At 56.0% G+C, this 14,580-nt stretch carries 13 protein-coding genes and 3 pseudogenes; 14 read left to right on the top strand and 2 right to left on the bottom strand.

All coding sequences use genetic code 11. The features are described from left to right. The first annotated feature begins 336 nt into the window (after positions 1–336). The 14 genes and pseudogenes from istA to SOPEG_RS00720 all read left to right on the top strand — a co-directional run bounded on the left by istA (position 337) and on the right by SOPEG_RS00720 (position 13,603). Positions 337–1,887 (top strand): annotated as a pseudogene (istA, locus tag SOPEG_RS23715) (IS21 family transposase). Between the two features lie 11 nt (positions 1,888–1,898). Continuing rightward, complete coding sequence (istB, locus tag SOPEG_RS00660; protein ID WP_025243921.1) at positions 1,899–2,648, top strand: IS21-like element ISSoEn3 family helper ATPase IstB; 750 nt, start codon at positions 1,899–1,901, stop codon at positions 2,646–2,648. Between the two features lie 115 nt (positions 2,649–2,763). Beyond that, entirely contained in the window at positions 2,764–3,531 is a 768-nt protein-coding gene (locus SOPEG_RS22340) for a phage tail tape measure protein (protein WP_257720402.1), read from the top strand. Further along, positions 3,450–4,439 carry a phage tail tape measure protein gene (locus SOPEG_RS22345; protein ID WP_148296967.1) on the top strand — a complete coding sequence of 330 codons (990 nt, stop codon included), beginning with the start codon at positions 3,450–3,452 and terminating at the stop codon, positions 4,437–4,439. Before SOPEG_RS22340 ends, SOPEG_RS22345 begins: the two co-directional genes overlap by 82 nt. Continuing rightward, entirely contained in the window at positions 4,436–4,777 is a 342-nt protein-coding gene (locus SOPEG_RS00670; protein WP_025243922.1) for a DUF2590 family protein, read from the top strand. Before SOPEG_RS22345 ends, SOPEG_RS00670 begins: the two co-directional genes overlap by 4 nt. Beyond that, on the top strand, positions 4,755–5,939 hold the full coding sequence (locus SOPEG_RS00675) for a baseplate J/gp47 family protein (RefSeq protein WP_025243923.1): 1,185 nt from the start codon (positions 4,755–4,757) through the stop codon (positions 5,937–5,939). Before SOPEG_RS00670 ends, SOPEG_RS00675 begins: the two co-directional genes overlap by 23 nt. Beyond that, complete coding sequence (locus tag SOPEG_RS00680; protein ID WP_025243924.1) at positions 5,932–6,498, top strand: phage tail protein; 567 nt, start codon at positions 5,932–5,934, stop codon at positions 6,496–6,498. The genes SOPEG_RS00675 and SOPEG_RS00680 overlap by 8 nt, the downstream gene beginning before the upstream one ends. Further along, positions 6,498–7,751 (top strand): phage tail-collar fiber domain-containing protein, encoded by a 1,254-nt coding sequence (locus SOPEG_RS00685; RefSeq protein WP_025243925.1) that lies wholly within the window; start codon positions 6,498–6,500, stop codon positions 7,749–7,751. Before SOPEG_RS00680 ends, SOPEG_RS00685 begins: the two co-directional genes overlap by 1 nt. A 227-nt stretch (positions 7,752–7,978) precedes the next feature. Continuing rightward, positions 7,979–8,902, top strand: coding sequence for an IS5-like element ISSoEn1 family transposase (locus SOPEG_RS00690; RefSeq protein ID WP_025243926.1), 924 nt, complete (start codon positions 7,979–7,981; stop codon positions 8,900–8,902). A 408-nt stretch (positions 8,903–9,310) separates the two neighbouring features. Beyond that, complete coding sequence (locus SOPEG_RS00700) at positions 9,311–9,757, top strand: tail fiber assembly protein (protein ID WP_148296968.1); 447 nt, start codon at positions 9,311–9,313, stop codon at positions 9,755–9,757. Between the two features lie 225 nt (positions 9,758–9,982). Continuing rightward, positions 9,983–10,480, top strand: coding sequence for a hypothetical protein (locus SOPEG_RS00705; protein WP_236851591.1), 498 nt, complete (start codon positions 9,983–9,985; stop codon positions 10,478–10,480). Continuing rightward, positions 10,455–10,977: pseudogene (locus tag SOPEG_RS00710) on the top strand (baseplate complex protein). Before SOPEG_RS00705 ends, SOPEG_RS00710 begins: the two are co-directional and overlap by 26 nt. Positions 10,978–10,981: 4 nt before the next feature. Beyond that, a pseudogene (locus SOPEG_RS00715) lies at positions 10,982–12,638 on the top strand (hypothetical protein). Positions 12,639–13,450: 812 nt separating this feature from the next. Next, on the top strand, positions 13,451–13,603 hold the full coding sequence (locus SOPEG_RS00720) for a Hok/Gef family protein (RefSeq protein ID WP_200867878.1): 153 nt from the start codon (positions 13,451–13,453) through the stop codon (positions 13,601–13,603). Between the two features lie 298 nt (positions 13,604–13,901). On the opposite strand, the gene SOPEG_RS00725 is transcribed toward SOPEG_RS00720, so the two are convergent. Continuing rightward, positions 13,902–14,144, bottom strand: a complete 243-nt coding sequence (locus SOPEG_RS00725) for a DUF7446 family protein (RefSeq protein WP_025243929.1) — start codon at positions 14,142–14,144, stop codon at positions 13,902–13,904. Next, positions 14,141–14,569 carry a DUF551 domain-containing protein gene (locus SOPEG_RS00730; RefSeq protein WP_025243930.1) on the bottom strand — a complete coding sequence of 143 codons (429 nt, stop codon included), beginning with the start codon at positions 14,567–14,569 and terminating at the stop codon, positions 14,141–14,143. The genes SOPEG_RS00725 and SOPEG_RS00730 overlap by 4 nt, the downstream gene beginning before the upstream one ends. Positions 14,570–14,580 lie beyond the last annotated feature (11 nt).

A 14,580-nucleotide genomic window follows, 5' to 3' on the forward strand; every position in this document is an offset into this window, starting at 1 on the left:
CTCCTGAGCACCCTAATATAAGCCAAGGATTCCTTGGAGAACCCCGCGGAAGCCGATCTAAACCGATCTAAGAGGATAGCGCATGGCGGCAACACATAAAAGCACCCTCGTTAGAGCAGTGACATCAAATGCCAGAAACGTGGTGAGCTTGCCGGTCTGCGGCGAACGTGCTGGTTCCGGTCACATTCGATCACTGATTTCGATTTCACCCGATCACTAATTCTGATTTCATCCGATCACTGATTCCGGTCGCCCGATCAGCGATTCCGATTCTGTCTGATCGCTCATCTTCTGTTCCGCCATACTCTGGAGACTTTTAGCTTCCGAGGGCATGGCATGGCACGTAAAAAGAAGAAAGTGAGAACGGAAATGTGCATCTATATTAATGTGTTACGTATGAAATTCGAGCAGCGTCGCTCGAATCGCACTATCGCAGCAGCGCTCGGCATAGGCTGTACTACCGTGAACGATATCCTCGGCCGATTCACGGTAGCTAACCTGGTCTGGCCATTGCCGGCGGAACTGTCCCCCGTCGACCTCGACTGCCTGCTCTATCCCGGCAAATCAGGAAAAGTTATCAATACCTTACCCAGCTGGCTTGATATCGATACCGAGTTAAGCCGCAAGGGCATGACCAAGCAGCTGCTCTGGATGGAATATCAGTCCGCCGTGGGCGGTGATGCCCTCGGTTACTCACAGTTTTGTGCACTGTTCCGTGACTGGAAAAAGAAGCAGCGGCGTTCCATGCGCATGGAGCACAAGGCTGGCGAAAAGCTCTTCATCGACTTCTGTGGCCCCACCGTACCTATCGTCAACCCTGCGATCGGTAGCGTACGCCAGGTCGCTATCTTCGTCGCTGCCATGGGCGTGTCAGGCTATGCGTATATCGAAGCCTGCGAAGGCCAGGACATGGCATCGTGGCTCAACGCCAATAGCCGCTGCCTGCACTTCATGGGTGGGGTTCCGGAGCTGATGATACCTGATAATCTGCGCAGCGCTGTCAGCACCCCTGACCGCTATGAGCCGGTCATAAACCAGAGCTACCAGGCGCTGGCAAATCACTATGAGACAGTGGTGCTACCGGCGCGCCCGAGAAAACCGAAAGACAAGGCGAAGGCAGAATCAACTGTGCAGCTGGTAGAACGCTGGGTTTTGGCCCGGTTGCGTAAACGTAGGTTCTACTCGCTGGCCGAACTCAACCAGGTGATACTAGAACTCAATCATGAGTTGAATCTGCGCCCGATGCGTCATTACGGCGGATAAAGTCTCCTTGAACGCTTCGAGCAGCTGGACAAACCGGCTCTTGGGCCTCTACCGCCCACACAATGGGAATACAGTGAGTATCTCGTTGCCCGAGTGGGACCTGATTACCACATAGACTACGGCAAAAACTGGTACTCGGTGCCGCATCCACTGGTTGGCGAGCGCGTTGACGTCATCGCCACCCAACGGCTGGTGCAAATCCACCATAAGGGCGTCTGCGTGGCTACGCACCCTCGCAGCGATAACGCCTATAGGCACACGACTCAGGCGGCGCACATGCCGGCTAACCATAAGGGGCAGAGTCAGTGGACGCCGGAAAGGCTGTGCAGTTGGGCGCTGCCGGTGGGTGTGTGCACACTGAAAGTGGTCGAGTCCATCCAAAAGAGCAAAGCCCATCCGGAGCAGACTTACTGCTCCGTGCTGGGGCTACTCAATCTGCAACGGCGCTATGAGACGACGCGACTGGAGAAGGCCTGCGCGCTGGCGTTGGAGAAAGGGTGCATTAACCGCTCTTTCATAGCCAACGTATTGAAACACGGTCGTGAAAGTGAGGTCACCCAGGACGGAGCCGGCGTATCAGTGCTGGTTCACGAAAACCTCCGAGGTCCGGACAGTTATCACTAAGGAGAATAAATATGGATACACTGTTAATGGCTCTGCAAGAGCTGAAGTTGTCGGCAATGGTCCAGGCGTTGGAGACGCAACGCGAACTCCCGGGGAGTTATGGGGAGCTGGGGTTCGAGGAGCGGTTGTCGCTGATGGTAGAAGCGGAAAATTTGCATAGAAAAAACAACCACATATGCCGTCTGCGACGGCAATCGCAAATGCGCTTGCAGGCAAAACCGGAAGATATCCGTTATATCCCTAGCCGAGGAGTGACACCGGAACAGATGCGAGATCTGCTAGGGGGACAATATCTGAAATATCAGAAAAGCATACTCATCACGGGGCCGACAGGTACGGGCAAAACCTGGCTCAGTTGTGCGCTTGGTGAGCAGGCATGCCGGCAGCAATATAACGTGCATTACTGGCGAGTGGGTCGGTTGCTGGCCCATCTTCACCAGTGTCAGGTAGACGGGACCTATCTAAAACAGCTTAAGCAGTTAGAAAAAATAGAGTTACTGATCTTGGACGACGTGGGCCTAGAATCAATAAGTCCGATGCAGGCAACGATGCTGTTGGAGGTGATGGAAGATCGCTACGACAAAAGCAGCAGCATCCTGATTAGTCAACTGCCGGTGAAAAAATGGTATGGACTGATAGAAAACCCCACGACAGCTGACGCGTTACTCGATCGGTTAGTACACCCCAGCTATAGACTGGAACTTAAAGGCGAATCACTACGCAAAGAGCAAGGAGTAGCCAGCACAGGAAAAATAGACTAAACCCGAGTCAGAAGATGAGCGAACACGTGATCGAATATCACTGGAATGGGTGATCGGAAAATATCGGAATAACTGATCGGATGTCGCCGGAACAGCTGATCGGATACGTCGGAATCTGCAGGTACTCAGCCAGGACGAGCTGCCCCGCTTTGCCGTGGCCGCCAATACCCTGGCGATGGCGGTAAAAAGCAGTGCGGGTGAAGGCGCCGACTATATGGGCAGCCTATACCACAAGTTTGACAGCGTTGCGGAGAAAATGGGCCGTGTGCCGTTTGCCGAACAGATGGCGAGCAAAACCGCCTATATGGCACAGGCATTTGGTACCACGTTGCAAAAAATTTCAGATTTGATGGAGGGGGCCAGGGGAACGGGTGATAACTATGGGATCGGTCTGAATGAACAGCTGGCGGCGCTGGGGATGCTGGAAAAAATTCTCGGCACCGAGGCCAGCAGCAGCTATGAATCCTTCTACAAGGTGGCCGAAGACGGCGCGAAACAACTGGGGATGAGCTTTGTCAACAGCGCCGGCCAGATGCTGAGCTTGCCGGAGATGCTCACCAAACTTCAGGGGCACTACGGCGCGAGCATCGAGGGCAATCTCAAGGCCCAGGCCGAGCTGGATAAGGCCTTTGGTGACGGGGCCAATGTCATTAAACAGCTTTACGGCAACACGGATGTGCTAAACAAGCATATCCATGCCCTGGGCAGTAATGACGGCCTGAAGCGCGCGCGAGAGATGGCCGAGAAAATGATTGTCCCCAGGGACCGGCTGGCCGCCATCTGGACGGCGATCCGCATTGCATGGGGCGCACCCTGCTGCCGGTGTTATACCCGTTTATCAATAAAATGGCGGACGGCGGGCAAAAACTGGCCCGCTGGCTGACGTTGTTTCCCAATATTGCCCGTGTGGTGGGCTATGCCGTGCTGGCGTTTCTCAGCCTGGCCGGGGCTGGCGCGGTGGTGAATATCGCCATGGGTGCCAGCGCCTTTGTCATGGTGGGCTTGAAAGGATTGTGGGCAGGCCTGACGGCTGTCGTGAAGCTCCATGTGGCAGCCCTCTGGCTGTACCAAAAGGCGGTATTTGCCTGGGCGGCTGTGATACGCATGATGCGCGGCGTGTTGCTGGCGGTGCGTATTGCCGCTGTACTGACCGGCATTGCCATGAATTTTATGTCCTGGCCTGTCCTGCTGATTGTGGGCACGGTGGCGCTGCTGGTCGTGGGATGCATTGCGCTGGTCAAATACTGGGATACGCTCAAGGCCGCCATGATGCAGACCACCGCCTTTAAACTGATTGCCGCCTACGTTAGCTGGCTGGCAAGCCTGTTTACGCGCGCCTGGGAGGGGATACGCGCAGGCTGGCAGGCGTTGTGCGCCTACTTTGCCGACTTTTCCCTGAGCGACACCTTTGAGGACATGATTGACGGCGTGAGCGCGCTGTTTATCGGTCTCTGGGCGTCGGTGAAAGCCACTTTCGCCCGCACCTGGAACACCATAGCAGAAACCCTCAATCATCTGCCCGGCGTTAACCTGTCCCTCTCCGCCCTGCCGGGGGATAACACCGCCGGTGTCACCCCGTCAGGCCCCGCGCCGACGCGCCCTGCGAGCGGCCCGAAACTACTGACCGGCGGGCAGACCAAAGGACTCAGCCCCGGCGGCCTGAGCCGTGAGATCACCAGCCATCAGCGCAGCGTCACGGATAACAGCCGCCACATTGGGCAGGTGCATATCCACACTACGCAGGGCATGACGCCGGAGGGCTTACTGGAATGGCAGGAGATGCACGCATGAGCCGTTATCGTGATCTGCTGATCACCGACGGGGATTTCACCCTGAACAGCGGCCACGAGCCGAAACGCTGCACCGACCGGGTGAGCATTACCCAGGACTGCGCTCATGCACTACTAGAAAGCGGCCTGTTAACCCGCCTGGTGGCAGAGCGTAGCCGGACCTTGCGCGCGGATCTGCTGATGCAGGTCACCCTGCTGCTGGAAGAGGACGAGCGCCTGATCCCCGGCACCGTGTTGGTCAGTGAAGAAACACCGAAACGGCTGTGGGTGACAGCGCAACCCTATGATTTTGATCGTATTGAGATGAGTCCTCGCTATGACGAACAAACCCGAGATTGATTACGAGCAGGCGCTAAAGGACAGCGGCATGCCGACCACTGAAGAGGCCATTCATCAGGCGTTTGCCGAACAGGTGAGCGCTGCCGGGCTTATCACCAATACCTCGCGCATGTCGCCGTTCTGGCGGCTGATTCAGGCGACGGTCACCACTCCGGTGCTGTGGCTAAAAAACGCCCTGGTGTCGGTGGTGATGAAAAACATGTTTCTGATGACCGCTGACGGGGCCTTTCTTGATGCGTTTGCCGCCGGCGTCAGCCTGTCCCGTAAACCCGCCACCGCCGCCCGTGGCGTGGTAAGGTTTTTCAAGGAAAACGCCGAAGCCGAGGTCACCGTTCCCGCTGGCACCGTTATCGAGACCGAACGCCTTAACGGCACGATTTATCGCCTGATGACCGAGGCCGATCATACCCTCGGCGCAGGAGCGGAAAGCGCCCTGGTCAACGTCAGCGCCGGGCAGACCGGCGGGGGCAGCAATCTAGCGCCGGGGTATTACCGCATTTTACCCCACGCGGTGCCGGGGATTGCCCAGGTCACTACGGAAGAGGGCTGGTTGTTGACGCCGGGGGCGGATGCGGAATCAGATGACGAGCTGCGCGAGCGCTGCCGCAATCAATATAACCTGGCAGGGAATTATCACACCGATGCGGTGTATCGCAGCATGATAGCCGCAGTGGCGGGGCTGAGCATTGACCGTATTTTCTTTGAGCACGATGCGCCACGTGGGCCGGGCACCTCCAACGCCTATCTTTTACTGGATTCCGGTGTGGCGTCAGGGCCGTTTATTCAGGCGGTCAATGCGTACATCACCACCCAGGGCCACCACGGACACGGCGATGATATGCGCTGCTTTGCCCTGCCGGATACCCGGCACGACCTCACTGTCACGCTGTTTGTGAAGAACAAGACCAATTTTACCCTTGAGGCGCTGACCACGTTGACGACCGGCTGTGAAACCCTCATCCGCTGCGCGTTTCGTGAGAATGCAGCCTATGACGTGAAAAAGACCTGGCCTCATGCGCGCTTTTCGTTTTCCTCGCTGGCCCGTTCGCTGCATCAGACGTTTGGGGCGCTGGATTCGGTCGCTTTCTCACTGTCGGATATTGTCAGCCAGCTTGACGTCCCGCGCCTGAAAACCCTGACGCTTGAGGTGAAGGATGCGTGATTTTGACAAACAATTGGACCAATTGCATCTGCCGGTCTGGATGGACAAGGGAGAGCCGGCGCGCCTGTTACGCGCCTGTCATGCTTTCTGGCGGCAGGTGTATGGCGCCCTCACCTGGTCGTTGCGCCAACTGGACGCCACCACCTGCGCGGAGTCACTGCTTAGCGTGCTGGCCTGGCAGCGCGATATTAGCCGTTTTGACGGCGAGCCGCTGGCCTTGTTTCGTCTGCGTGTGCGCTACGCCTTTGTCAATGCCCGTGACGCCGGCTCGGTAGCGGGCTTTATCGCCATCTTTGCGCGTCTGGGTATCGGCTATGTGGAAATAGTAGAGCGTCTGGACGGCCTGGATTGGGACGTGGTACGGGTGCGCCTCAGCGACGGCCAGCTAGCCGGCCATCCTGATTTGCTGCGCCAGATTATCCGGCAATACGGGCGCACCTGCCGCCGTTACCAGTTTGAGGTGATAAACGGCACTGACCTGCATCTGCGCGCCGGTTGGGTCGGCGGTGATTACCAGTGCTACAGCGCCATGCTACCCCCATCGAGAGAGAAAAACTGATGTCACAAACGATTATCACTACAGCCTTTGAGCAATGGAAAGCCCAGGAAGCCGCCGAGGAAAAGTCGGTGGTGCTGGATGAGTTTGTCTTTGCACAGGTGCTGGGGCTAGATCCTGCCGCACCCATCGACCGTAACGAAACCTTGCCCGCGGCCGAACATATCGTACACCGCCAGGCAGTGAACAAGACCGGCGTCGTCAATCAGCATGCGGTGGTGTATGCGGTGACGCTGGGAACGGAGGTCGGCGACTTTGATTTTAACTGGATTGGCCTGGCGAATCGGGCCAGCGGCACGTTGGCGATGATTGTGCATGCGCCGGTGCAGCGCAAGCGGGCCACAGCGAACGGTCAACAAGGCAATGCCATTACGCGCTCCTTTTTGATGGCGTATACCGGTGCGGCAGTGGAAACCGGTATCACCACGCCCGCCGAAAGCTGGCAGATTGATTTTACCGCCCGGCTGTCCGGCCTGGATGAACGCCAGCGCCTGATTAACCTTGACCATTACGGCGCGGCCGCTTTCTTTGGTGACGGTTTTCGGGTCACGCGCAGCGGCCAGCGGTATACGGTCACCGCCAGTATTGGCTATATCGGCGGACTGCGGGCTGAACTGACAAAAAATCAACCTTTGACCATGCGGGCCACGCCAAGCCGCGTCTGGGTAGATGCCAGCCTGCAAGGAAATGTGGTGAGCCGCTGGGAGACGGTTATCACCTTTTCCCTAGGCGAGGCCAAAACCGATTACGTGGATGAGAGCGGCTTTGCCCATTATGTGTTTGCCCTGGCGCGCATTGACGAGGACGGTACGGTAACCGACCTGCGACCGGCCGGATCGCTGTCAGAGCAGGCGGCCAACAACGCCTATCTGCGCAAGGATGACAATCTGTCGGCGCTCACCGACAAGGCGAAGAGCCGGAAACATCTGGGGCTGGGGAAACTGGCGACACAAGACAGCGAACAGGCGGCAACGCTGACCCGGGCGGGGATTAGTGCGCTGAGCAATGCCACTGACAGCGAGGAGGACACAAAAGCGGCGACGCCCAAAGCCGTCAAAACGGTACAGGATAACGCCAACCGTCGGCTCGAAAAGACGCAAAATCTGGCTGACCTGCCAGACAAAGGCATCGCTCGTCATCATCTGAATGTTCATAGTAAAAATGACGCTGATGGTCGCTACTACCAGAAAACCGGCGGTACCGTCACTGGCTCCATGATTTTACTGGGTCGCCACATCATATTTGCAGGGGGATGACCGCAAGCATTTGGGTTTTCATAATCAGGACGGTAGCGTTCGCATGTGGCTTTACAAAGACAAGGGGGGTGATGGCGTTCGGTTAAACAACGGCAATGACGGCGGCGGAGATTGGGTTTTCAATAAAAACGGGCATTTTTACTCTCCGCAGGGGCTTTGTTGAATAAATCGAACTTTTAGGTGACTGGCGGCTCTGATCACTACATTCGTTTCAACATCAGGTCCCCATGGCAAAGCAAAAGTTTAAAATCACCAACTGGCCCGCATACAACAATGCGCTCAGGCAGCGGGGGGACATGACAGTATGGCTTGATGAGTCAGCCATTGCTGCATGGACTGAGAGTACACCCCCTGAACATCGTGGCCGGCCGCTTCACTACACCGATATGGCCATTACCACGGTTCTGATGATAAAGCGCGTGTTTAACCTTTCGCTCCGGGCGTTACAGGGTTTCGTTGACGCGATTTTTAAACTGATGGGGCTGTCGCTGCGCTGCCCAGATTACTCTCTGGTCAGCCGGCGAGCAAAAACCGTCGACATCAGCATAAAAACGCCAACCCGCGGCGAAATCTCACACCTGGTCATCGATGGCACCGGCCTGAAAATCTTTGGCGAAGGCGAATGGAAAGTCAGGCAGCATGGGGCTGAGAGGCGCAGAGTATGGCGCAAGCTTCATCTGGCAGTAGATAGCGCGACACATGAAATTATCTGTGCCGATTTATCGCTAAGCGGTACGACAGATGCGCAGGCGCTGCCCGGGCTGATTAACCAAACCCACCGGAAAATCAGGGAAGCGTCGGCTGACAGTGCTTACGATACGCGTTACTGTCATGATGCTCTGCTGAGGAAAAAAATAAAGCCGCTTATCCCACCGCGAAGTGGTGCGCAATATTGGCCAGCTCGATACCATGAGCGTAACCATGCGGTGGCAAATCAGCATCTGAGCGGCAATAACGATACCTGGAAAAAGAAAGTAGGTTATCACCGACGTTCACTGGCTGAAACGGCCATGTTCCGGTTTAAAACACTTCTGGGTGGTCATCTGAGTCTGCATGACTATGACGCGCAGGTAGGTGAGGCTATGGCAATGGTCAAAGCGCTTAATCGGATCACGTTGTTAGGAATGCCAAACAGCGTTCGCATCATGTAACAATCGCCCTGATAGGGAGGAAGTCGTCACAAATTTCGGATTTATTCAACAAAGCGCTCCGCAGGCACTCCATGCCGCAGGGGCGACCTATCAAGAAGATGGCAATATTCACGGGCCGGTATGGGGCGGGCATCTCAGCGGCTGGATAGAGAAACGTATTCACGAATCCTCTGCTTTCTGGGTAGATGGGAATAACTGGTGGCGCAAGGATTTTCGCGCAGGTATTGAATTTATTACTCAGGGCGGATTTGTAGAAGGTGATAGAAATACACATGGCCGAGTGAATCTTCATGCCAATGTACCACATCGATTATTGTATGTTTCCATCACTACAATAGACTTTGGGCAGCCAGACGCAACCTGGAATCATCAGGTCAAAGATTTATCCAATGAGCGTGACGGTTTTGAATGGTTTCATGGCTGGCAGGAACGAAAAATGTATTGGATGGCAGTAGGGTATTGACAATGGAAAAAATGAAATTTAGCGCCAAAACTGCCGGTTTTTACCTGGCATCAATGATCGACTCCTACAAAAAAGTAGGATCTTTACCAGACGATTTAATCGATATTGACGATAAAACATACGCGAAGTATTGCCGGAACCCACCCAGGGGAAAAACGCGTGGTGCAGACTCACAGGGTTACCCAATATGGATTGATGCGCCCTTCATGAAGCAGCGGCGGATGGACGAAGCGACACGTGCCATAGCCCCACTCCAGGACGCTGTAGACCTCGACATGGCAACGGATGCCGAAAAAGCCGCTCTGCTGGCGTGGAAGAAATACCGCGTACTGCTAAACCGCGTGGATATCACCCAGGTGCCGGATATTGACTGGCCGGAGGCCCCTGCATGATGTGGCGCAAGTCAACATTACGGTTGACAGATAGCCTACCGCCTTTGACCTGCACCGTCTTGCCGGTGCATCCCTGGACGCCGGGGGTGGGACGCAAGGCCGCCTCGAGAAGCTACCTGAGTCCACAAAATGCCGTGCACTGACTGGCGCAAAAGCTGTCTGGCACCGGGCGCAACCTGCGCGTGATGGTGGTGATGCTTCTGCGCCACCTCACAGCCGGAATTTATGTCCCTGCTCGCCGCCTTCTCAGCGGTGTTACCCCTGCCAGTGCTGGGGCAAGTCTCGCGCATGGCGCAAACAGCGGCCACGCAGGCCATCACCCGTATGCAGCTTCCGCCTAAAGCCAGCGGCGGCTTACCTGCCCCGCAGCCGTTATCTGCCGACACACTGCGTCTGGCGCAACGAGCCAAAATCATGGCAGAGGCAAAGGCAGAAGCGGCCAGCGGGGCCAATGTGGCGCAACTACAGGCTCACTTAACCGCGCTGTCCGACGCGCGCCAGTCGGCCCACGAGGCTATCGGTCAGGCTCTGGGCGACCTGAGCCAGAAAAGCGTCAACGCCTGGGTATTTACTGGCGAAGGACTGGCGGCCTCCCTGGCGGCCAACATGCAAAAAGAGGTGCCGCCGCCCGATGCGGTGATGACCCTGGCGACGCTGTTTGCCGGAGAAGAGGTATCCGCACTGGAGGCGATGGTCCATGACAATCATCACATTGGCCCTTGATGGCGAAGTACTGTCGCTAAAAAGCCTGATAGTGACGCCCACCATGCAGTTTCAGGAAAAAGACCAGTCGGGGCAAACCTCCAGCACCGCCAACGCGGAGCAGGGCATCAAGCCCAAGGAGCTGCGCGTCTCTGGCGTTATCCCGTGTGCTGACGCGCCTGTTTGCCCTGGCTGAAGCCACCGAGGGCGGCAGGCTGAAGCGCTACCGCGTGGCGAATCATACCGCCCAGGCCATCAATTTTCGGCTGGCGACATTTAGCGGCTCGATAGAGGCCCCGAAGCAGGACAGTAAACAAGCCTGGTTGGTGACATTCACGTTACGCGAACATCTGAGCGTGCCCGAGAAGAAAGACGCACGCGAAGGCAGTCAAACCGCCGCCCAGAAATAGAATCCGGGCAAGGGGCCAGCAAACGGCCCCCCGGCGGCAGAGAGCGACGAACAATTAAGCTGGTTTGAACGCAAGGTGCTCAAACCCGTCAATGACGCGCTGGGGTAAGACTATGAAACCGATTAAACGACTGATGCTGTCAGGGGATACGGTGCCGTTGGTTGACGTAAACCTGATACTGGAGATAAGCACCAGCGGGCGCGGATTTATCACCGCCCAGACGGAAAAGGACTACAGCGGTAAGCTGGTCCGCCTTGATATCGGCTACCCTGAGCGGGTATTGCGCTGGTTTACCGGCTTTGTTGAACGTGCGCAACCTGCCGGAAAAGGTTTTCAACGGCTCTTTGTCCGCGAGATGAGCGGCATCTTTGACCACCCCTGGCCCTGTTCATTCCAGCACCCGACCTTGCGCCAGATAGCGGAGTGGATACAGGCCCAAAGCGGCCTCAGCGTGGTCCTGCCGACCGCGTCAAATGACACCGATACCCCCATTCCCCATTTTACCCACAGCGGCAGAGGCTATCAGCTGCTGGCCACCCTGGGGCCGGCATTTGGTATACAAGATTACCTTTGGCAGCCGCTGCCGGACGGCGGTATTTACCTGGGCGGTGCCGCGCACTCCCTGTTTGCCGGCAAACCGGTCTCTATCCCCCCCGGAATTCAGCCAGACACAGGCGGCAGGCAATACGCTAACGCTGCCCATGGTGCCCAGCCTGCGCCCCGGCGTGGTCGTCAACGGCATGCCGCTGATCACGGTACGCCTGGAAAATGACACCATGGCGCTGACCTGGCAGGCTGCCAACCCGCTGACGGGAAAAACCACGGCCAAATTACCCGCCCAGCGCCAGATTGATGCAGCCTACCCGGAATTGTCCGCAGGGCTGCATCTGCCGAAATTTGCGCGGGTCGTGGGGCCGAGTGAAGCGGTCAGCCGGGGTGACCTGGCCGATCCGTTCCGCCCGCGTTACGCGGTGGATGTCCAATTACTGGATGCGGACGGCAACCCGGCAGCGAATACGCCGGTATATCCGACCGTGCCGCTCCCCCTGCCGATGACCGGCGCAGAGTCGGGGCTGTTCCATTTTCCGCCGCCGGGTACGCTCCTTGAAATCGGTTTTACCGAGGGTCGCCCGGATAAGCCCTTTGTGCGCCAAATCCTCGCCCACGGCCAGACCTTGCCCGATATCAAACCCGGCGAACAGCTTCAGCAACAACGCGCGGAAGTGTTCCAGCGCGTCACCGTGGCGGGCGACTGGGAGCGCCAGACAGATCAGTCTATCCGCGAAAACGCCCAGCACCGTGAAATCACAGCGGATAGCGAAAACCGCACACTGGTGACTCGCACCACCACGGTACAGGCCACGGACAAGACCACGGTACTGAGCGGCGCCCGTCTTCTGGCCGGCAGTATCCAGCAGATCGCCGAGGGCGATTACAGTGTGGCGCCCCGCGCACACTACGTCGCCAGTATCGGGCAAAACGCGACAACGGACATTGGCGGAGACCTGATAGAGAAAATCGGCAACATCCGCCGTAGTCTGGCGACAGCACGCCAGAAAGTGATAGCCCCCGTCGTCTGGGTGGGCAGTGAACAGGTCAACGTGATGGCGCTGATGCTCGATACCCTGGACGTACTGCAAGCGCTGGCGCAGCAGACCGCCAGCCATACCCACAGCAACACGGGCGTGCCCCAGAACGCCGGCGAGATAGCGGCAACCGGGGCGAAGTCTGACGCCTTACGCCACCGGTACGCGCCCGTTATCGGCTGATCTCCCCGCACACCACGGCCCGCATTACGCGGGCTTTTTTGTGGCTGCTGCTCACAGCGCCTGAGCGCCCCGCTAAGCCTCTCTTTGCCTCAAGCCACCCACATGCCACGCATTCCACTCCGTTCAGCCACAGCGCGCCAGGGCTGCGTCATCGCCACGAAATAAGCGCATCCCCCACGGAAACGGCGCTACACCGCACCCGCCTGCACACTTTGCATCGTAAAATTTTTTCAAAATCGCCTACCCACAAATCACCCCGCCAGCCCGCGCCTGGGCTTTTGGGCGACAGGCGAAATTGTAAAGTGTGAAAAGAATTTCAGTTTTTTACAGTTTTTGGCAGCAGAGAGATACCCCACGTAAAGCACATCCCATTGAAGTCACGGTAAAAGTCATGGATTACGTGGCAAAAAGCATAAAATCAGCGCTGAAAAGGCAAGGCAGACTTTTACAGAAAACCCAGGCGTGGCGCGCCTTACGGGCGAACAGGTGGCGGAGAGGGCTTTTCAATTTTTTTCACAACTGATTGGGCTGGCAGCGTCTCGGCAGAGCCGTCAACCACGTGACGAAATCGACTGGCGTAACGTGCGGAATGAGGCTTTACGTGGTGATTTCGTGGGCGGGTAAGAATTTGCAGAGAAGAGGATTACTGTTACACTTCGCGCGGGTGCTCTGGATCTTTCTGTCCTGAGCCTCAGCAAAAGGCAGAAAGAGAAAGGCCCCGGATCGATGTTAATCAACCCGAGGCCACTCTAATGCTTACACAACATAAAGGTAGCCTCTTCCACGCCGAAAGGCAAGCTAAGGAGGCCAGGATGCCGCAAAAATTCGCTATCACCACTCTGGTGGTTATCTGTATCACCTTACTGGTGTTTACCTGGATAACCCGGAAATCACTCTGTGAGATCCATACCAGAAAAGGCGAAACGGAGGTTGCGACCATAATGGCTTACGAATCTGTGAGGTAAGGCAACCCAACGGCAGGGCTTGTCCTCGCCCGTTGGCTGTTTGAGCGGAGATCCGCGAGCGCCCATTTTTCCGGCCAGCCTCAGCGCTGGCTTTCTTACGCTCAAAGAAAAGCCCCGAAGTCGGCGCGTTGGTTTGAATGGGAATTTATGAGTGCCATTTTTTCGTCCATTCGTATAGGTAGTAGCTTTTGACACGTAAATAAAAGGATTGTATGAAAGTGAAATTCCGCGTTGAGGTGTGGTCATTTTGTGGTAAAAATTTTAATTAAACACTTTAAAATTAGCACATTAAAAATAATCAACGGGAGACGAAAGCATCCTCACACAAATTAATTTGAAGTCGGAATATTAGACCATCACCAAAATTCACATCGATACTCTCTTCTCGATGAAGCATCTTTCGAGTAACCGCCGTAATCGCTTCATCCGTGACATCGTATTTCTTGCCCGTAAAACGCGTGGTGTTCGCCTCTTGCGTGGAATGTCCCGCCAGAATACGTCCGGACAAAGTTGAATAACCGACTGAAATTTTCTTTTTCATGCCTCACCCCCGGTTTTCGCTGAATTCGGTAATAATGTATCTACACTGGGTAAATCTGGCAGGTGCATCCAGTGAGTCACGTACCCATTTAAAAATCCCTGGCAATCTCCGTCATCAAAATATGCAATATCAATATGCCCATTGCCGGTCACAAGGAGCAGCCGCCCATCTTTTGGCATTTGCTCGCTGCAAGCAATCCACCCATTATTTTCTGCATCGCTGTTTTCATTCTTCCCATCAAGCGATGTCAGCACAAACCGGGCAAGTAATACCGCATCTTCCTGGGGGATGGTCGTTTCCAGACAGGCGTAGTCGGCCAACACGCCAGCCTCATGCATCACTCTAACTTCTTCTGACACTTTTTCATTATCAATCAGGCTTTGTTGAATAAATCGAACTTTTAGGTGACTGGCGGCTCTGATCACTACATTCGTTT

The sequence above is a fragment of the Candidatus Sodalis pierantonius str. SOPE genome (assembly GCF_000517405.1).
GTDB lineage: Bacteria > Pseudomonadota > Gammaproteobacteria > Enterobacterales > Enterobacteriaceae > Sodalis_C > Sodalis_C pierantonii.

Bases quoted from the DNA above. Each gene is read 5' to 3' on its own strand.
- istB (WP_025243921.1), top strand. From the start codon at position 1,899: ATGGATACACTGTTAATGGCTCTGCAAGAGCTGAAGTTGTCGGCAATG.
- SOPEG_RS00705 (WP_236851591.1), top strand. From the start codon at position 9,983: ATGTCCCTGCTCGCCGCCTTCTCAGCGGTGTTACCCCTGCCAGTGCTG.
- SOPEG_RS00725 (WP_025243929.1), bottom strand. From the start codon at position 14,144: ATGAAAAAGAAAATTTCAGTCGGTTATTCAACTTTGTCCGGACGTATT.
- SOPEG_RS00675 (WP_025243923.1), top strand. From the start codon at position 4,755: ATGACGAACAAACCCGAGATTGATTACGAGCAGGCGCTAAAGGACAGC.
- SOPEG_RS22345 (WP_148296967.1), top strand. From the start codon at position 3,450: ATGGGGCGCACCCTGCTGCCGGTGTTATACCCGTTTATCAATAAAATG.
- SOPEG_RS00670 (WP_025243922.1), top strand. From the start codon at position 4,436: ATGAGCCGTTATCGTGATCTGCTGATCACCGACGGGGATTTCACCCTG.
- SOPEG_RS00690 (WP_025243926.1), top strand. From the start codon at position 7,979: ATGGCAAAGCAAAAGTTTAAAATCACCAACTGGCCCGCATACAACAAT.
- SOPEG_RS00680 (WP_025243924.1), top strand. From the start codon at position 5,932: ATGCGTGATTTTGACAAACAATTGGACCAATTGCATCTGCCGGTCTGG.
- SOPEG_RS00720 (WP_200867878.1), top strand. From the start codon at position 13,451: ATGCCGCAAAAATTCGCTATCACCACTCTGGTGGTTATCTGTATCACC.
- SOPEG_RS00685 (WP_025243925.1), top strand. From the start codon at position 6,498: ATGTCACAAACGATTATCACTACAGCCTTTGAGCAATGGAAAGCCCAG.
- SOPEG_RS00700 (WP_148296968.1), top strand. From the start codon at position 9,311: ATGGTTTCATGGCTGGCAGGAACGAAAAATGTATTGGATGGCAGTAGG.